Origin of the sequence: Arthrobacter sp. OV608 (assembly GCA_900110595.1) — a bacterium.
In the GTDB taxonomy this organism is placed as follows: Bacteria; Actinomycetota; Actinomycetes; order Actinomycetales; family Micrococcaceae; genus Arthrobacter.
This window is the reverse complement of sequence record FOEZ01000003.1, coordinates 282,747-300,937: the sequence shown is the minus strand read 5'-3', so window position 1 is coordinate 300,937 and position 18,191 is coordinate 282,747. Positions and strand designations below refer to the sequence as shown.

General features: G+C 59.0%; 12 protein-coding genes. 10 read left to right on the top strand and 2 right to left on the bottom strand.

The window, feature by feature from the left end:
* Positions 1–8: 8 nt before the first annotated feature.
* The 6 genes from BMX78_RS06165 (at position 9) to BMX78_RS06140 (ending at position 10,801) form a co-directional block, all read left to right on the top strand.
* Positions 9–1,499 carry an ATP-binding protein gene (locus tag BMX78_RS06165; RefSeq protein ID WP_170850705.1) on the top strand — a complete coding sequence of 497 codons (1,491 nt, stop codon included), beginning with the start codon at positions 9–11 and terminating at the stop codon, positions 1,497–1,499.
* The gene (locus BMX78_RS06160; protein ID WP_091417740.1) at positions 1,496–4,384 is read left to right on the top strand and encodes a Z1 domain-containing protein; all 2,889 of its coding nucleotides are present in this window, start codon (positions 1,496–1,498) and stop codon (positions 4,382–4,384) included. The genes BMX78_RS06165 and BMX78_RS06160 overlap by 4 nt, the downstream gene beginning before the upstream one ends.
* Positions 4,341–5,405 carry a PD-(D/E)XK motif protein gene (locus BMX78_RS06155; protein ID WP_091417738.1) on the top strand — a complete coding sequence of 355 codons (1,065 nt, stop codon included), beginning with the start codon at positions 4,341–4,343 and terminating at the stop codon, positions 5,403–5,405. Before BMX78_RS06160 ends, BMX78_RS06155 begins: the two co-directional genes overlap by 44 nt.
* Positions 5,402–7,462, top strand: a complete 2,061-nt coding sequence (locus tag BMX78_RS06150; RefSeq protein WP_091417735.1) for an AIPR family protein — start codon at positions 5,402–5,404, stop codon at positions 7,460–7,462. The genes BMX78_RS06155 and BMX78_RS06150 overlap by 4 nt, the downstream gene beginning before the upstream one ends.
* A gap of 857 nt (positions 7,463–8,319) precedes the next feature.
* The gene (locus tag BMX78_RS06145) at positions 8,320–9,924 is read left to right on the top strand and encodes an SIR2 family NAD-dependent protein deacylase (RefSeq protein WP_091417733.1); all 1,605 of its coding nucleotides are present in this window, start codon (positions 8,320–8,322) and stop codon (positions 9,922–9,924) included.
* Positions 9,914–10,801: a GIY-YIG nuclease family protein gene (locus BMX78_RS06140; protein WP_091417732.1), complete on the top strand. Its 888-nt coding sequence runs from the start codon at positions 9,914–9,916 to the stop codon at positions 10,799–10,801. The genes BMX78_RS06145 and BMX78_RS06140 overlap by 11 nt, the downstream gene beginning before the upstream one ends.
* 40 nt (positions 10,802–10,841) lie before the next feature.
* On the opposite strand, the gene BMX78_RS06135 is transcribed toward BMX78_RS06140, so the two are convergent.
* Positions 10,842–11,528, bottom strand: coding sequence for an NUDIX domain-containing protein (locus BMX78_RS06135; RefSeq protein WP_091417729.1), 687 nt, complete (start codon positions 11,526–11,528; stop codon positions 10,842–10,844).
* A gap of 93 nt (positions 11,529–11,621) precedes the next feature.
* Between BMX78_RS06135 and BMX78_RS06130 the strand changes: the two genes are divergently transcribed.
* Genes BMX78_RS06130 through BMX78_RS06115 form a run of 4 tightly spaced genes read left to right on the top strand, consistent with a single transcriptional unit; the run spans position 11,622 to position 16,723 of the window.
* Positions 11,622–12,587: an ARPP-1 family domain-containing protein gene (locus BMX78_RS06130; RefSeq protein WP_091417727.1), complete on the top strand. Its 966-nt coding sequence runs from the start codon at positions 11,622–11,624 to the stop codon at positions 12,585–12,587.
* A complete protein-coding gene (locus tag BMX78_RS06125) occupies positions 12,584–14,089 on the top strand; it encodes an ADP-ribosylglycohydrolase family protein (protein ID WP_091417724.1) in 1,506 nt (501 codons plus the stop codon). Before BMX78_RS06130 ends, BMX78_RS06125 begins: the two co-directional genes overlap by 4 nt.
* A 53-nt stretch (positions 14,090–14,142) precedes the next feature.
* Positions 14,143–15,144 (top strand): sigma factor-like helix-turn-helix DNA-binding protein, encoded by a 1,002-nt coding sequence (locus BMX78_RS06120; RefSeq protein ID WP_286138817.1) that lies wholly within the window; start codon positions 14,143–14,145, stop codon positions 15,142–15,144.
* A 43-nt stretch (positions 15,145–15,187) separates the two neighbouring features.
* Complete coding sequence (locus BMX78_RS06115) at positions 15,188–16,723, top strand: TY-Chap domain-containing protein (protein WP_091417719.1); 1,536 nt, start codon at positions 15,188–15,190, stop codon at positions 16,721–16,723.
* Between the two features lie 24 nt (positions 16,724–16,747).
* On the opposite strand, the gene BMX78_RS06110 is transcribed toward BMX78_RS06115, so the two are convergent.
* Positions 16,748–18,109: an AAA family ATPase gene (locus BMX78_RS06110; protein WP_139204889.1), complete on the bottom strand. Its 1,362-nt coding sequence runs from the start codon at positions 18,107–18,109 to the stop codon at positions 16,748–16,750.
* Between the last annotated feature and the right edge of the window lie 82 nt (positions 18,110–18,191).

The window sequence follows — 18,191 nt, the reverse complement described above, 5'->3', positions numbered from 1 at the left end:
GGGTTGAATTGAACATCAATGGTGATGACTGGGATCTTGTTGAACCCAGCGCAAGTCCAATATTTGAATCGCTGCGAGCTTTCGGCTACACGCCAGAAACTGCTATCGCTGACTTAGTGGACAACAGCATTGCGGCCAAAGCAAAGAACATATTTATCTCATTCCAGTGGAATGACGGCGACTGCTACGTTGTCGTCAAAGATGACGGTTGTGGTATGGGGGCACAACAGCTTCTAGACGCCATGCGCCTAGGAAGCAGAAGCCCGCTTGAAGAACGCTCTACCGGCGATCTGGGTCGTTTCGGCCTAGGCTTGAAGACCGCTTCCATCTCTCAAGCGCGGGAGCTCACCGTGGTGAGCTCCGACGGATCGGGCATTGCTGTGCGTCGCTGGGATTTGGACGAAGTACGAGCGACCGGGCAATGGCGACTAAGGACCACCCTGCCAGAACAAGTCATCGACGATATTTCAATACCCGGAGCAGGAACAGCGGTTATTTGGACAAAGTGTGATCGCTTGGTCGGACTTGATGATAGTGGGGGACGTGCCACAAAGACACAGTTTCTCGCAGTGGCTGATCGCGTTGAACGGCACTTAGCATTGACCTTCCATCGCTTCCTGTCAGCGAGACGAGCCCTAAAGATTAACTTAAACGGGGAACTGATTACCCCATGGGACCCATTCATGGCATCCCACTTGGGGACTTGGTCAGGCGGCGAAGAGCACCTCCCCTTAGACGGCAGCGTAGTGAAAGTCACCTCGTACGTCCTCCCGCACAAGAGCAAGATATCCGATCACGAGCACCGTGAGGCAGCGGGGGTTGCAGGGTGGAACGCGAACCAAGGTTTTTATGTCTATCGCAATGACAGACTTCTCGTGGCCGGCAGCTGGCTGGGTGTGGGCGGAATGAAGGAAGAACATGCGAAGCTTGCCCGGATCGCGCTCGACTTTCCCGTTGAATTGGACCACCACTGGCAAGTGGATGTCCGAAAGTCGCATGTACGTCCTCCAGCCGCCCTGGTAACCGACCTCCGCCGCATTGCCCGTGATACGAAGTCCAAAGCGCAATCGGTATACAGATTTAGGGGGCAATTCAGCGCCCGAACTGCTGCCCAGGACTTCGTCTTTGCTTGGCGGGAATACAAAGACCGCGACGGGAAGATCACTTACAGAATCAATCGTGAAAACCCGGTCGTTACGCAGTTGATGGAGGCAGCTCCTGGAGCCCAAGATGAGATACGGCGTCTACTTCGCTTCGTTGAGGAGACGCTCCCGCTAACGCAGATAGCAATTCATGTAGCCGACGGTATCGAGTCATCGCATCGGCCGTACGAGGGCAACGCGAACGAGGTGATGGCAGATCTCGATTTTCTATGCCAACGAATGACAAATCGAGGGCGGGACGTCGCCACCGCCCTCAATGACCTATCAACCGTGGAGCCTTTTTCGCTTTACCCTGAGATCGTGGCCGCCTACAAGGAGAAAGTTGGAGTCGAATGAGGATTCTTGAACGCGTTATTAAGCTCGCTCGGGTCGACCTTGAGGACTTTCAGCAAGATCGATCCCTCCTTACGAGAGAAGACATCGAGTCTGCAGTCAATGATGCTCATGACTTCTCTGTCCAAAGAGGTTTAGAGCCCGCTGATGACAAGGATCTGAACGAGATTGTTCGCCAGCTTGAGAAAGAGTTCAACACCTACGTAGGAAGCGGTGACGGCCTCTATGACCCGACGGATCATGAGCCTTGGCTGACAGCGCGGAAGTCAAACATCGAGTGGCGCTTCTGGGACAGATACCGACGCCTGATGATCGAGGATGAGGGCCGACCTAGCCATATTTTCGATAAGTCCGTAGGACTAGTTACCGACAAGATACTGGATGCACTCGAAGACCCCACGAAGGAGGGAAAGTGGGAGCGCCGGGGCCTCGTCGCCGGCCAGGTGCAGTCGGGTAAAACATCCAACTACATCGGACTCATCAACAAAGCCATTGATTCAGGGTATAAGCTCGTAATTGTTTTAGCCGGCGCACACGATAGTCTACGAAGCCAAACGCAGCAGCGCGTCAATGAAGGTGTGCTGGGCTTCAATACAGTTGACACCTTTAGCAATACCGGACAGTCGCCCAAGACAGGTGTTGGTCTTAAATCAGGACCCTTCCTAAGAATCAACTGCTCGACAACGGTTGAGTCGAATGGTGATTTCAGCCTTAGTACCGCGAAGAGAGCGCTGCAATCATTAGGTGGCGACCCTGTAATCCTCGTGGTGAAGAAGAATGCCTCAATACTGTCCAACGTCTTCAGGTGGGCTACCGAGCTCACGCACACGGTAGACCCCGAGACGAATAAAAAAATAGTTCAGAAGCTTCCACTCCTGGTGCTTGACGATGAGGCAGATTACGCGTCCGTCGACACCAGCCAGAGAAAGCTCACAGACGACGAGGCAGACCCGTCCAAGATCAACGGACTCATCCGTCAGATCTTGGATACCTTCGAGCAGAGTGCTTACGTCGCCTACACTGCCACGCCGTTTGCCAACATCTTCATTGACCCGAAGGCAAAACACCGTTCTGTCGGTAACGACCTTTTTCCAGAACACTTCATCATCAGGCTCCCGGAGCCTTCCAACTATTCCGGTCCGATCCGCTTTTTTGGATTGGACGAAGACACAGACGTTGGACTGGAAAGCGTAGCCCCAATTCCCACTCTTCGGACCGTCGAGGACCACGAATTTTGGTTGCCCGACGGGCATAAAAAGATAGATGTGCCAGACGGCGAGCTTCCCGAATCAATGAAGACCGCAATTCAATCGTTCATTATTTCCTCCGCGATCAAACGTCTTCGTCCGATTAAAAGCAAGCATTCTTCCATGCTTATTCACGTGACGCGCTTCAAAGATGTTCAAGAAGGTGTCCGACTTCAAGTAGACGACTATGTCAAGGAACTCCGCGATTCCGTCCGGCACGAAAATGGCAGCGACTCAGGGTATCTCTCCCAATTGAAACAGTTGTACGAGCTGGATTTCGTTAGCACGAACTCCACGATGCTGCGGCAAGAGGAATCAAGGTCCGACTGCATGGAGATGTCGCCGTGGTATGAAGTCGCCGGCGCTATTTCTTCCGTCCTGAATGAAGTCGAAGTGCAGGTAGTTAATGGGTCTGTTAAGGATTCACTGATGTATTCCTCTCGACCTGAGGGGCTTACCGTTATTGCCGTTGGAGGAGACAAACTTTCTCGCGGACTTACTCTCGAAGGGTTAACGACCTCTTACTATCTCAGGGCATCGAGAATGTATGACACTCTAATGCAGATGGGTAGGTGGTTTGGATATCGCCCAGGATACCTCGACTTGTGCCGAATTTTCACGACCAGCCAGTTAGTAACCTGGTATGAGCGAATTACTAATGCGACCGCCAAGCTGTACCGTGAATTTGACATTATGGCGCAAATGAACAAAACACCGAAGGACTTTGGCCTGCGGGTCCAACAGCACCCTGATGGCCTCATGGTCACTGCGCGCAATAAGTCAAGGAACGCGCAAAGCCTTCGAGTATCCTTCGCAGGCACTCAATGCGAAACTCTGCTTTTTGACACTTCTGCCGTTTCCCGGGAAAGGAACTGGGAGGCGTTAGATGACCTGATGACTGCTTGCGACGTTAGGCCGGGCATTTTAGAGCGATCACAAGTTGCAGAAGTTAACGCTGGTGTCGTCCTTGATTTCTTGAGTTCCTATGCCGCGCACAGGGATGCTGGCCGCGGCCTCCCGAAGCCGCTCGTTGACTACATTCGGCAATGCAGGCATTTGGACGATCCTGAGCTTGACAATTGGACTGTTTTGATCGGATCGCGCCAATCGCCTAATGATGCGGAGGGATTCGGAACGACGTCCACCGGTAAAGTATTAGGCTTGTTTGTTCGTGCACCTTTCCCTAAGCGCGAGGACCAAATCCAGGAATCAGAAAGCGCTCGGGTTCGGCAGCCGAGGGTGACGATCAAAAGACTTGTGAGTTCCGGAGACGAACTTTTGCCGCTCCAGAAGGGATCTGAAGAATGGAACCGAGCCCTTGGCTGGGCTCAGGAACGCTTCGATGCTGGAGAGGCCAAGGCGGGGACCGAGAGGCCAACTCGTCCGTCAGCTGCTGCTGAAAGGATGGTTCGGGACAAGACCAAGGGCTACCTGATGGTGTACCCGTTGAACCCCAAGGAACTACTCCACGAAGATCTGCTCCAAGAGTCCCAAACAACGGACGGAGGGCCTACTCCCCTCGTGGGATTTGCTGTTTCATTCCCTCAAAGTGATAACGATCTGGCCGTTGAGTATCAGGTGAACTCGGTCTATTGGGATGCCATGTTCGAAGACGACGATGAAGGTGAAGCAGGTGAATAGCGGACCTGACAGACCAGCCCTCCAAGACCTTGGTCTCAACGACGCCTGGAGGTCGTTGGAGTCGAGTCACTCAAGCCAAGGGGAGGTTCGAAGGCGGCTGCCGTCGCCACCAGGCCAAGACCGTTTCGCGCTGGTCAGCTTCACATCTGGGCGGCGAAGGGGCCTCCTCTTCAGGGCGCCCGCTCAGCTTAGTGAGATCCAAGAAATCCTTCCTCCCGTAGCGGGGCTCGACATCAGTTTGATCGATGCGGGAGGGGGAATTCTTGAATTGCGAGTCTTGGAGTCAGCTGCAGAGGTCACGTCTGTGTTTAAGGCTCTAGCCCGCGATATCACCGGTTCAGTGGATGGCTTAGAGGCGGGGAAGCTAATAAGGTCAATTGTCCGCCGCCTGGCCTTGTGGCAGGGATTCTTTAGCGTTGCCCATCGAGGTCTCAGTGCCCAAGCACAAGCTGGATTAGTAGCAGAGCTACTAACGCTGCGGGACTACTTCATTCCATACGCTGGAGCGGAGAGGGCGGCTATTAGTTGGTTCGGCCCGGAGCGAGCACTTCAGGATTTCTGTGACGGCAGGCTTGCCGTCGAAGTCAAGTCAACATCCTCTACTGGGTCGCGCCACGTGACCATCGCCAATGAACGGCAACTTGACCTAGTTCAGACGGAGACCTTCCTCCTGGCCACCTACAGTCTCGACATCAGGGGAGACGGGATCGGATTCAAGCTTCCGAGTTTGGTGGCCGATGTCCGGGCCGCTATGAGCGGTCATGAACAGGCCAGTCTGACATTGGAAGCCAGGCTCATCAGGAGCGGCTACATCGATGAGCACTCTGACCAGTACACCAACACCTTCGAAGTGCGCAAAAAGCAGTGGTTAGAAGTGCGTGATGATTTTCCTAGGATCACGGAGGCGGACCTGCCAAAGGGAGTTAATCAGGTCAGTTACAAAATCGACTTGGAATCTTGTGGTCCGTGGGTTCTTTCGGCCGACGATGTCTTGGAAGTTTTTGGGAGGACCTACGCATGACTACGGTCGAACAGTTTCACGGCGAGCTCACACAGGAAGTTCGTTCCACCGCGGAGAATGAGGAGTCTCCCCAGAGCTTGGCCCAAGCCTTCACAGAGTATGCTGCGAACCTCCTCCTCGAGGCAGGTGAGGCAAATGATCCACGGATCGCGGTAGTGTCCAAGCCAGGGTTGATTTGCTCAGGTATGGACTGGGATGAGGAGAGAAGCCGCCTCACTGTTTTTGGTACGCTCTTTCGCTCGACAGACGGTATCTCCAGTCTGACCAAGGCCGACCTACAACCGTTGTTAGCGGGGATGAGCGGATTTACGTCGCACTCATCAATGAACCTGGACCAGTACGTTGACGAATCATCTGATCTTCACGATGTGGTTTCTGAGATTAAGACCCTATGGCCGACAGTCGAGAGCATCCGGCTGATGGTTCTGAGCAATTTGCGCCTCCGAACGGAAATCCCGGCTCTCGGAGATATCCGCGAGCGCCCAGTGACCGTCGAGGTGTGGGACTTGGAGCGCATTCACAAAATTGACAGCTCCGGGGAAGCGCAGGAGCCGGTGTATATCAACTTTCCCGATTACGGGATCGATGGCATTCAAGCGCTTGGACCCTTTGGCGACCCGGATGATTATGAATCCTATCTGGCGGTTATCCCGGGAGATGTCTTAGCTCGAATCTATGGCCTGTATGGCCCTAGGCTTCTGGAGCTTAATGTCCGTTCCTTCCTACAAACGCGCGGCAAGATCAATCAAGGGATTCAGTCCACGATCGCAGCCGAGCCCGATCGGTTTCTCGCCTACAACAACGGTCTTTCGCTGACGGCGGCCGGCGTTGAGAAAACTACCAGGGGGGAACAGACTTTGGTGACAAATCTGCATGACGTGCAGATCGTTAATGGTGGGCAGACGACAGCTTCGCTCTACCACGCGCTCTCCAAGAGCAAGCGAGATCTCTCCGAAGTCCAAGTGCAACTGAAGCTGACAGTCGTCGCCGATGAAGTCCGTCATGAATTGGCTCGATCAATTTCTCAATTTTCCAACGCGCAAAATCCCGTTCGCATGGCCGACTTTACGGCAAATGATAAGTTCCACGTGGCCATGGAACAGATTTCGCGTTCTAAGTGGGCTCCAGGCAAGGATGGCTCCCACCAAATGACGCGGTGGTTCTTCGAGCGAGCTCGGGGCCAGTACGCCGACGCCGTCGCACGGGAACGGACACCCGCGGCGCAGAGGAGTTTCAAGAGCGAGCATCCAATCTCACAGAAGATCCTCAAAACCGACGTCGCCAAGTACGAACACATGTGGCTGCAAAAGCCACACGTTGTCAGCCTAGGCGCCGAGAAGAACTTCCGGGAGTTCCTCCAATCACGCACAGAGAATGGCGACCGAACTCTACCTGACGAAGCCTACTTCGAGCGCTTGGTGGCCAAGGGGATCCTCTGGAAAGAAACCGAACGCATAGTAACCAAATTGGCTCTAGGAGGCTATAGGTCTGTGACTGTCGCCTACACGTTGGCATTTCTGTCGCGAGGATCAAAGCAGCGACTCGACCTCAACAAGATATGGCAAGAACAGCAGCTTCCTGAGCGGCTGGCAGAGGTCATCAGGGAATTGGTGCCCCGAGTGCATGAGGTGATCCTCCAAAGTGCTGGCACCAGGAACGTTACGGAGTGGGCCAAGAAGAAGGAGTGCTGGGACGCGGTGTGCGGCATTCCTTGGCTGGCCCCTGATGACATCCTTACAAAGTCCTCGACGCCCTACCTCGGGCCCAACAACATGGCTGACACGCCCGAAGCCGCCGCGGCTAAATCCGACGAAGAAACGGAAGCGCTGAAGCGAGTCATCATGGCCTCTTCCCACACGTGGAAAGCTATCTCTTCATGGGCGAAAGAAACCAGTAACCTGCAGTCCTTTCAGCGATCAATTGCTTACTCTTTGGGCAATCTCCTCGAAAAGGGGCGAGCGCCTTCTGTAAAGCAGGCACTTCAGGGAGTGAAGATTTTGGACGAAGCCGAGCGCCTAGGGTTCGACCTAAGGGCTGACCACAGCCGTACCGGATAAGCAATTTTCTATGGCAGCTTATGTTTGGCCTGATCGCGCCGGGGATCAGTCGTCAGCTGCCGTGGAAAGGATGCGTTCTGTAGCTTGGCCCAACTACCGGGGGGCCTGCGCAAGCCGCAGCATGTGCAAGCCCCTGTAGTTGAACGGCACCAATAAGAGACCTGGATCGCGACCATTGCTTTGGGGTTTTCAGGACCAGACCACCTGTGCGGAAGGAGTTCGATTCACTCTGTAGTCGGTTCATAGCAGTCGGTGACTGTGAAAATGCGCACCTACTCTCAGCACGCCAAGAAGGTGTGGAACTTGTTCGGTATAAGAAACCGTGGCTCAATCAAAGAGGGCACTTCGGTTTACCCGATCAAGACTTCGGCGACCGGTGCACGAAATTGCATTTTCATGTCCCTTGGCGGTAACCCGACTAAGCAGGCGGCCAAGCGAACTACACCCTTCCAAGTGGCTTCATGCACCAGCAAACCGGAACGATTATTGAGATCGACGAGTTCCTGCACTTCACCAGCTTTCGGCTGCAATCATTCGAGCACTATCCAACCGGCTCTCCTTCGGGTCGAACTCAACGAATACGAAGAGCTCTTGCGCCGGTTCGCTCCGACTGCGGACAAGTACAGACAGTCGAAGAAAGCTGTAGCTTTTGGCCCTGGTGCAGAGGCGGCGCGCTTATTATCACGCCCTGCGCGATCTGGCGGCGCCAGCGATAGGACTTCCTTCCGTAATCCGGATACCGGTACCCGACGGCAATGGTATAGCTGCGTTCGAGCGAAATTGCGACCGAATACTGCACGCCATCTCTTATCCACGAACTGCCCGCAGCTCTCGGCCAATTCTGATAAACAGATTCCATGACGCAACCGCACGTTTTCGTAGCCCTGGCCGACATCCTGAATCTCCGGTGTGACGCATGGCTGCTGCCTACGGACTGCACTGTCAAAATCGAGGAGCCTTGGCTGCGGGCACATTCGGAGCTACGCAGCATGGCAGCGGCATCTGCATCGGCGGAATTCCGTGACGGAAGCACACTCGCCGAACCCATCCGCTCTTGGGAGTCCGCATCACCCCTGCCAATCATGACGGCAGTACCGAACGACGGTACATGGGGGCCCGACGTCGTCGCCGAACGTCTTGAGGCGTTCGTCCGTAGCGCCCTCATGACTGTGCCAGTGCTGCCCGACGACCGACCTTATCGACTCCTTGCCTTACCCTTCTTCGGAACCGCCGGTGGGGGCGCCGGGAATCATCTTGGCGCTGCTCTGCGTGCCATCCTCGATGCCTCCGCCGGACTGGCCAGTCGCTACGACGTCGACATTGTGCTCGTGCTGAGAGACCGAGCCGCGTTCTCACTGGCTCAGAAGCTGCGCCGAGAGGCGTCCGACGGCTCGTCCTGGCCTTCCCTAGAACCCCACCTGCATGCCAAGGCAAAATCCCTTGGGCAGACTGCAGGCGCCGGTCACCTAGTCCCATTCCTGGGCGCAGGAGTCAGCGTCAGCGCTGGCGCACCCAGCTGGGGCCAACTCCTCGACACGTTGCGGACCGGCGTCCGCCTGAAAGAAGCAGAGTCGGCGGCGTTTCAGGGGCTGGGACCGCTGGACCAAGCCGGAGTGCTGGAGCAGCTCTATGCCGACCAGCACGGATCTCGGGCGGCCTTTGGCCGAGCCGTTGCTGCGGCGGTCGACGTGCCGAGATATGGGCTGGCACCCGCGCTTCTCGCCGCGCTGCCCTCTGCCGGGGCGATCACCTTGAACTATGACCGGCTTTTCGAAATGGCCTGCGGAGATGCGCAACGGCCGCGAACGGTCATGCCCGAGAACATTCCTGCGGTTGGCAATGACTGGCTGCTGAAACTCCATGGCTCGGTCAGTGCGCCGGAGAGCATTGTGCTGACCCGTGACGACTACCTCGGGTACAACAGCAACCGGGAAGCGCTGTCCGCTCTGGTCAAGGCACACCTGCTGACCCATCACTTGTTGTTTGTGGGGTTCGGGCTCGCCGATGACCACTTCCATGAGATTGTCCACGACGTCAGGCGTGCGCTACCGCCAACGGGCTCCAAGGAGCACCAGATGGGGACCGTACTCTCGCTCTTCCATGAACCCCTCCAGAGCCTTGTCTGGTCTGGAAATCTGGACATCCTTCCCATGTCCGGCGCACCAGGGCAGAACGCGGGCGAAGAAGAAGTGCACACAGCCCTCGCGGCAGCAGGACGCGAACTTGAAATATTCCTCGACATGATGGCCTCGTACGCAACCGACAACCACTCGTATCTGCTGGCCCCCTCCTATGACGCCGGACTAAATGAGGCCGAGTCCAGGCTACGTGCCCAACTAATGGAACTGGCTGCGCAACCGCGCTCTCCAGAAACGAAGGAAGTCTGGGAGCTACTCGACAAGACACTCGAACGGCTGGGCCGCAGCCGTTCCCATCAAGGACGGACAAACTATGAAGGTTGAGAAAAAGGTCCTAGAGCAGGTTGCCGAGTATCTGGGCAACTACGTGTACCTGCTGATAGACCCCCGAACGGGGAATCCGTTCTACGTTGGCAAGGGCACCAGAACGCGGGTACTCGACCACGGGCTGGAGGCCGATGCTCTAACAGCGCCGACAGAGGAACCCCAAGGCGAGCACTCTCGAAAGATCACTGCTATCCATGGCATCCGCCAGGACGGTCTCGAACCGGAAATCTGGATACTGCGGCACGGCATGGGGTCCGAATACACCCAAGTTGAGGCGGCAGCCATTGATCTGCTCAGTTCCTTCCAACTGATGCCGAGCCAAACTCCTCACCCGCTCGCGCACTTGGATCAGCTCACGAATGCCCGACGTGAATCGTCGCACGGACACGGGATCGAGACCTTGGAGAACATCGTCTCAGAGTTCGCAGCGCCGGACCTTGGCGCCGATACGCCGCCACTGTTGTTGGTCACCCTAAAGTCATGGGTTGATGCGGAGGAAGTGACCCCCGGAGGCTCTGTGCGCGCTGGTTACGGCTTCAAGTCCGAGTGGCTCAGTACCGGAGATAGAGCGTTGTTTGCTGCGGAGCTCGGCGACTCCGTGCGCTGCTGGTGGAAGTTGAGCCAGTCCCGCATTGAAAGGGACGGGATCGAACATGTTGTGGCTGTACACCGCGGTGTGACGAGGGGCCTATTCAAGATTCGGCAGGACGCCTGGGAGCAAGACCCGATTACTGGCAGGCGCGGCTTTCAGGTCAGCCCGGTGCTTGAAGGTCCGGTGTTCGACAGGGTGATTGGCCAGTACGGTTACCGAACGCCGGCCAAGAAACGAGGTGCCGTCACGCCGCTGACCTACTGGCCAACGGTGACGGGCTAGGGGTTTCTCCGCGAAGATTTCCTGACTGCGGCGGGCGGCTTCAGGCCGAATTGCCCTGCCGGTCTCCCCGTAGCCATAACCGCGACGGCCTCCCCCGCGTCCCGTCGGACATCTGCCCGGTCCCCTTCAGCTTCGGTTCCATAAACCGCCGGAACGTGTCCCGCATCAGCGGTGCGCGAGCCACCACCTCATGCAGCTCCCGCAGCTCCTTAAGGGTGAACGGCTCATGGAGCAGCGCCCCAGGATCCGGCGCCTCCGCATAAGCAGCACGCAGCCAATCCACCGCCTTGGCCACGATGTCCGCGTGTCCATAGGGAAGCCCGGCGATCAGCTCCGGTTCCCCTGTCACGGAAGCCAGCCGTACGCCGTCGGACGTCAGCGCCTCCTCCAAAGCCGCCAGCGGTACCACATCCACGTGCGCCACTGACAGGACCCAGCCGCGGTCATCACGGCCCGGCTCGTCAAAGACCTGCAGCTGCCGCGGCACCCGCCCCGTAATCCAGGCTTTCTCCTGCAGGCACCGCAGCACCGCGTCCGCCAGGGTCTCGCCCTCACGCAGGAACGTTCCCGGCAGGGCCCACTTCCCGTGTTGATGATCCTCCGCGCGGCGAACCAGCAGCACGCACACGCTCCCCTCCGCCACGGTCAGCACCGCCGTATCCACCGCCACCGACGGCCGCGGGTAGTCGAGCAGGGACCGGCCTGGAGTGTTCTTGGAATCCTTCACATCTCCATTTATCGCAGTATTGCGCTAAAGAAGCAACCCGTGCATACTGGAAGCAATTAACGCAGAACTGCGATAAATAAAACGGAGGTCATCATGAAAGTTCCGCAGCTTCACGTCGGCGCCGGCAGCAGCCTCGGCCCGCTCAGCATCTTCCCCGTCTGGACCTCCGCCCCCGGAAGCCTCGGTATCAGCACCGGCACCCACGCAAACGTCGCCGTCACCGAACTTGCCAGCGGCGCCCAGGTGTCCCGCCTCACCGTCACCAACAACGGCCCGCACCCGGCACTGCTGGTGGAAGGCGAGCTGCTCGAAGGTGGCCAGCAGCACCGGACCTGCGCCCGCGACGTCGTCCTCGGCGCAGGCGAAAGCCGCGACATCGACACCTTCTGTGTAGAGGCGGGCCGCTGGGAAGCCGGACAGAACAGCCACCGGCGACAGGCCCGCCGCGCGCCGTTGAACGTGTGGTCCGAGCTCGCCAATGGCCTGAACAGGCAACGGGGCGGCGACCGGCAGGACCGCATCTGGGAGCGGGTCCGGCGCTTCGACGCCGCCCGGGGCGCCTCCGCCACCAGCTCACTCCTCCAGCATCTGGACTGGTTCAAGGAGGACAAGGAGGAACGGAACAGGTTCAGCGCCGCGGACGCGCCTGCCCCGCTGGAGGGCCAGCGCGGCGTGGTGATCGGCCTGGGCCAGCAGCCCCTGCTCCTGGAGGTGTTCGGCACCAACACGCTCTTCCGCCGCCACTACCGGCAGCTGATCGAGTCAGCGCTGCTGGACCTTGAACTCCTGCCGCCCCAGGCGCTGGCCTCCGGGCCGATGCCAGGTCAGCGGGCGCGCGACCTCGCCGCGCAGGTGCAGGCGATGGACTTCGGGACGTTCGACGGCGGCGCCGCGGCCGTGGAGGTGCGGAACCACGGCTCACTCCGGAGCCGCAACGTCTCCCGCGCCGCCGGAGCGGTCACCGCCGCCGGCATCGCCGTCGCGCTCCCCCAACGAACGCCCCAGCTGGCGCACCTGACCGGCTGGAACACCCAACACCCCCTGATGGAGATGGCATGAAACTGAACCCTTTGCAGAATGACCGTGCGGCCGGTGTCCTCGTCGCCCTGGCCGCCGGCGACGCCCTCGGAGCCGGCTACGAGTTCGGCGCCCCGCTGCCGGATGGCGCCGACGTCACCATGAAGGGCGGCGGCCCGTTTGGGTTCGCGCCGGCCGAATGGACCGACGACACCTCCATGGCCTTTCCCATCGCTCAGGCCCTGCTGGAGTCCCCGTCCGACGGCGGTTCCTACTCCCCCGCGGCCCTCACCACGGTGGTCCGGGCATGGACCTCGTGGGCGGTCGAAGCGAAAGACGTTGGAGCGCAGACGAGTGCCGTCACCGCTGCTGCACGGAGGCTGGCTACCGCTGCTGGCCGCGAGGTTGAGGCCGCGGACTTCACTGCCGCGGCCGCTGACTTCCATGCCCGGACTGGACGGAGCGCGGGCAACGGTTCGCTGATGCGCACTGCTCCCCTCGCGCTGGCGTACCTGGACCGGGAGCCTTCTCAACTCATGGCTGCTGCGGCTGAGCTGAGCGCCCTGACCCATGCCGATCCTGATGCGCAGGAGGCGTGCGGGTTGTGGTGTGTTGCTATCCGTCACGCCGTTCTTACCGGGTTGCTCGATGTCCGGGTGGGCCTCCGGCTGCTGCCCGCCGAGCGGGCTTCGCTGTGGCTTGAGCGGATCGAAACGGCCGAGCGGTCCCGGCCCCGCGACTTCAGCCGGAACGGCTGGGTGGTTGAGGCGTTCCAGGGGGCATGGAGCGCTATCCATTATGCGGGCCTTTCGGCTGCCGGTCCGGCCCATCTTCGGGCTTCCTTGGAGGAGGCGGTACGCGGCGGGCGCGACACCGACACGGTGGCGGCCATCGCGGGCGGCCTGCTGGGTGCGGCGTACGGCTACACTGCGGTGCCCTTCGAATGGCGGCAGCGGCTCCACGGGTGGCCGGGCCTGCGTGCCCGCGATCTGATGGGGCTGGGCATGGAGCTGGGCCGAGGCGAAGGCCACCGGTCCACGTCCTGGCCGCGCGCTGAACGGCACGACTACAGCATGTGGAGCCGCACCGACGCGTTGGTCCGGCATCCGCACGACGACGGGGTGTGGCTGGGCGGGGTCGGCTCGCTTCAGCGGGTGGATGAGCTGGGCATCGACGCGGTGGTGTCACTCTGCCGGTTGGGCACGCTGGATGTGCCGGGCATGTCACCGGAGAACCATGCCACCTTCTGGGTGGTGGACTCCGCGGTAGGAGACGACAACGCTCATACAGCCTTTGTCCTCGCAGAGGCGGCGGCCGCCGTCGAACGCTACCGGGCGGAGGACAAAACCGTGCTCCTGCATTGTGTCCGAGCGGAGTCCCGCACCCCTACTGTTGCGGCCCTGTATGGCGCTCGTGTTGCCGGCGTTTCTCCACTGGAAGCATTGGAAGAACTACAGCGCGTGCTGCCCGGGGCGCGGCCGAATTCGCTGTTCATGCGGGTGCTGAGGGAAGCCGATGTCAGCACTGATCCGCTCGTGGACTGAGCCACGCCCGCTGGTGCCAAGTAATGTCCGAGCCTGCTGATAGGAATATGACCATGACAACTACTCCTGAACTCAGCCGGGAGCAGCGTGACGCTGCAATGGTTGAGCGCTACGCCGACGGTGAGACGCTGGACGCCATCGGCCAAAGCTTTGGCATCACCCGCGAGCGGGTCCGGCAGATCATCGCCAAGGTGGGCGGAACGAACGCCGAGGAATCCCGCAGGAACCGGATCGCGGCACGTGAAGCGGCCACCAAGGCGGCGCATGAAACCTTCCTCGCTGAGTACGGGGACCTCGCCCGCCAGATGGCCAAGCGCGGCGTGACCCGGCCTGATGCCGTGCTGAAGCTTCAGGCGCTGTACCCGGCGATCGACGTTGATCTGGCCGAAGAAGCCCTAAAGGGATCGTCCGTTCTTTTCTCCAAGGCGCAGGTCGATGACATCTTCTCCCAAGAGGCGCTGGCTGCCGGGATCTGGTTCCTGCTGGGATCCGACAGGAATCTTGCGCCCGACCGTGAGTGGGCGGCAGTGAACCTGGACCTGTCCCTCATGAGCGAGCTACGGGCCGCCCTGGAATCGGCAGAAGCGTCCGCCGATGACGTGGCAACCATCCTGGGAGTTATTGGCGCCGCCCAGAAACACGTCACGAAGGATCCGACCACCAGCATCACCGGCGCCCGTTACCAGGAGCTCCGCGACGAACTTGTTGTGGCCTTCGGCCTAGTGTCTCGGCAGGGAGCTTTCCCGTGGCCGCCTACCCGACAGACAGTGATGAAGCGCTTCGGGGGCTGGAACGAGGCCTTGGAAGCAATGGGAATCGGGACCACAAAGCAGGGCCGATCAAAGGGACTGCTGAAGTTCACCCGTGAAGAGTATGACGACGCGGTGAGTGACTTCTGCTTCCATGCGGCGGCTGCCGAAACGAATGCGACGTACGCAGCCTACGACGACTGGGTGAAGCAGGAACTAGCAGCTGGCCGGTCCCGGCCCTCCGGCGCATCGGTCAGAAACATCTACGGCACTTGGGCGGACGCCCTGCGTTCGGTGAAGGGGTAGGCGAGAAGCGTTGGGGGCATTTGCCGGCAAGGAACAGCACCAGGTGGGCATTCGTGTGCCGTCAGACTGGATGATCGAGTCTGACTTTATGGACTCGTACAGGAAGGGTGATCCGCTCCGTGCGATCGCCAGGGCGACGGAGCGCGACCTTGGAGAGGTCTGCCTCCTGATCATGGCGGAGAGCAGCCCAAGCGATGAATTGGAGCGCTCACGCGCTGTTCGGCGGCGCGCATCGGCAACCAACGAGGTGCTGCTCGCCAATGAGGAAATGGTTGAGCGGCTCCACGCCTCGGGAATTGATCGCGATGAAATACCCAAAGTGTTAAAAGCACTGGGTATTTCAATCGACATCCCGCCCGCCGCGGAGCTGCTGCACATCCCCGGCATTCCCGGGGGTCAGACGGTCGAGGACATCCCGACACGGCGGATCTGTGACAAGCTAAGCCTGCTGTATGTCGCGGGAGTCCACCATAAAATAGAACCGGACTATCAATTGGCCTTGGGAAAGATGTCCCTCACCGCGGTGTCGGAGCTCCGGGGCATTCTGAATGCACGCTTGCCATATCGGCGCATGGCAGAGATTCTCGGCGTCATCGAAACGACAGCTCTTGCCATCCGAGCTAGAACAATCACGACCATTTCTCACGAGGACTACGAGAGCGCTACGCGGGCAGTGTCGAGGCGCCTTGGTTCAATTACGAACGACCCGGATGACCCCTGGCCCGTTCCGGGACGAACCTTGCGCGCACGCTACGGTCACGGGTCCTGGGAAAGTTTGCTGAGCTCGGTAGGTATGCGACTTCTGTCCAGTGACCACCGCTTCACAGAGCTGGACTACTTGGACGTCCTCGACCGTTCCACCGAGGAATGCATGCAGTTCGGGAAGCCCATGGACATAGAGTTTTACGACCAGTGGATCATCGCGGCCGCCGCCGTGGGAGAAGAACATCCTTCAGCCGTAGAGCTGATCCGTCGTTACGGTAGCTGGGAAGCCGCCATCGAAGTCATACTCCCCCAAGAGGAAGAAGTCGACGAAGAGCCGGACACCCACGAGTTTTACTGGGGCTTTCCATTTGGATTTGAGGATGAAAGCCTGGCCATCAATGACGCGAAATCCCAACGTGAGGCGGAGGAATGGCACCAAGCAGGCGAACTCATCGGTCAACTCTTGGCAAAGATGCCGTGGAACAGCTTTCTGCGCGTCGAATACGACGGGAATGAGGAGGTCACAACTCGGCCCTACGCGCAGGCCACGCCGAGCGCCGACGGCGTGTGGTGCGAAATCGTGTCTGAGCAATACCTGTCGGCAGCTGAGTGGCCCATCAACAGGCGCTATTTTGCGAACAATGACTGGGCAGCACCGGATGACGAGGTGCCCAATTGGTGGAAGACAGGTGTGCCCCTGGCCGATGCGGGTCACCAGATTGTGCGTGGGCTCAGACAAGGCCGGGGTTGCCAAGACGCTAATAAGCTGCGCTGGAGTACGGGCGAGTTCCCGGCCGGACCTGGCCCGGATGGCGGCGTCACGATAGAGCGAGCGCTGGAAGGCGAAGTCCAGACGTTGCGGAATGCGAGCTGACTCAAACGGAAATTGACGCTACCGTCAGGCTCTCTTGCTACAACTCGCCTTACCGAGTTTGACGGCTGGAAGTCCAGGCGCAGCAAGGTACGACGCCGCGTCATCGGAGCGGGCCTCGGGAATGGGTGGAGATAGCTGCAGCTGGGCTGCGCTGTTCCAGAGCGAGTCGTAACCAGCCAAATCCGCCAGTCCACTGGCGGAAGTGCCAATCACCAGCGTGACGTTGGTTTGATTAGCGGTGTTGGCAAGGAACTTGATTAGGGTTTCCACAGCCTCAGCTGCGTCCACAACGTCAGTCTGGTTTGCTCTGCCTTTTATCAGGCCATCAAGATCATCAATAAATATTGCGATGGGCCGTGCCAACTCGGCAGAAATCCGAAAGTCTCTTACGTCTTTGGTTCCTAGTCTTCGGCACGCATCGATGCGCGGAAGAACCCGATCGAAAACGAGCCGCAGGAGTTCTCTTGTCTGCACGACTCCCGTGGCCATAGTCCCCTGATGGTGGCGCCAGTTGGCGCTCACTGCGGACTCTGGGGCTGACGTGGCGACCCAAGTGAGCGCTCCAGAGTCTTGGGCAGCCATTGCCATGTCCGCGATCAGCTGCGACCGAGCTGAACGTGAACTGCCCTTAACCACAAGGTTCGGTGCCCACGCGGTCGAGAAGGTTGCCCCTTCAATTCCTGTCGGCAGCTCTAAAAACGCGTCTCCCACGGAGTTACCATCGGGGCCAACAAGAGGGCTAAAAAACGTTGATGGGGACCCGAGAGGCCCTTCAAAAATGGCAGCCCCGGCAGGAATAACGGCATCCCGCAGGTCACCGTGCAAATACTGAGCGCCCTGCAACCCTTCACAGTTGCTGAGCTGGATGCGATGGGCTCCGTTCAAGCCGCCCACCAGAAGCTCGGAAACGTCCAAGTCGCGACCCGCCAGTACCAAGGACGCTCCTCCTCGAGGCGGCGAAGCGATGAGGTGGTTCAGCTTCTCGGCAAGGAGGGATGAATACTCATGGGCATCAGCCTGGAGTGACTCGGCGCCGTTGATGATGACAGTTGTACCGCGCGGATCCTCATGCATTCCTCCAAATATCTCGCCGACACTCATGCAGGCATGGCCCATGGACCTGGAGAGTGTCCTCATACCTTCCAACATCCAGCTGTAGTCACCTCCGACGAGGTCGATCACATGTGTTGCACTTGTACGGCAAAACTGACTGATGATCTCGTCGAGGTATGTCTTCCCGCTCGTAACTGGCTCCTCACCTCGAATCAGTAAAAGACCCCCGCTGGCCGGCCAATATCCCGCCACGCCATCGAGGTGGAGACGACGGCCGTCAGGCAGCGTCCCAAGCACTATCGGGCGGTCATTCATGGGCAGGGCTCCGATCACGGTTGAAGGCTGGAAGAAAGTGTATTGCCAAGAACCGACACTGGCTTACAACGATTGTCAGACCCGTTATTCATAATGCTCC

Coding starts and splice junctions, on each gene's coding strand:
- BMX78_RS06140 (WP_091417732.1), top strand. CDS start 9,914: ATGAAGGTTGAGAAAAAGGTCCTAGAGCAGGTTGCCGAGTATCTGGGC.
- BMX78_RS06125 (WP_091417724.1), top strand. CDS start 12,584: ATGAAACTGAACCCTTTGCAGAATGACCGTGCGGCCGGTGTCCTCGTC.
- BMX78_RS06155 (WP_091417738.1), top strand. CDS start 4,341: ATGCCATGTTCGAAGACGACGATGAAGGTGAAGCAGGTGAATAGCGGA.
- BMX78_RS06150 (WP_091417735.1), top strand. CDS start 5,402: ATGACTACGGTCGAACAGTTTCACGGCGAGCTCACACAGGAAGTTCGT.
- BMX78_RS06120 (WP_286138817.1), top strand. CDS start 14,143: ATGACAACTACTCCTGAACTCAGCCGGGAGCAGCGTGACGCTGCAATG.
- BMX78_RS06145 (WP_091417733.1), top strand. CDS start 8,320: ATGACGCAACCGCACGTTTTCGTAGCCCTGGCCGACATCCTGAATCTC.
- BMX78_RS06130 (WP_091417727.1), top strand. CDS start 11,622: ATGAAAGTTCCGCAGCTTCACGTCGGCGCCGGCAGCAGCCTCGGCCCG.
- BMX78_RS06160 (WP_091417740.1), top strand. CDS start 1,496: ATGAGGATTCTTGAACGCGTTATTAAGCTCGCTCGGGTCGACCTTGAG.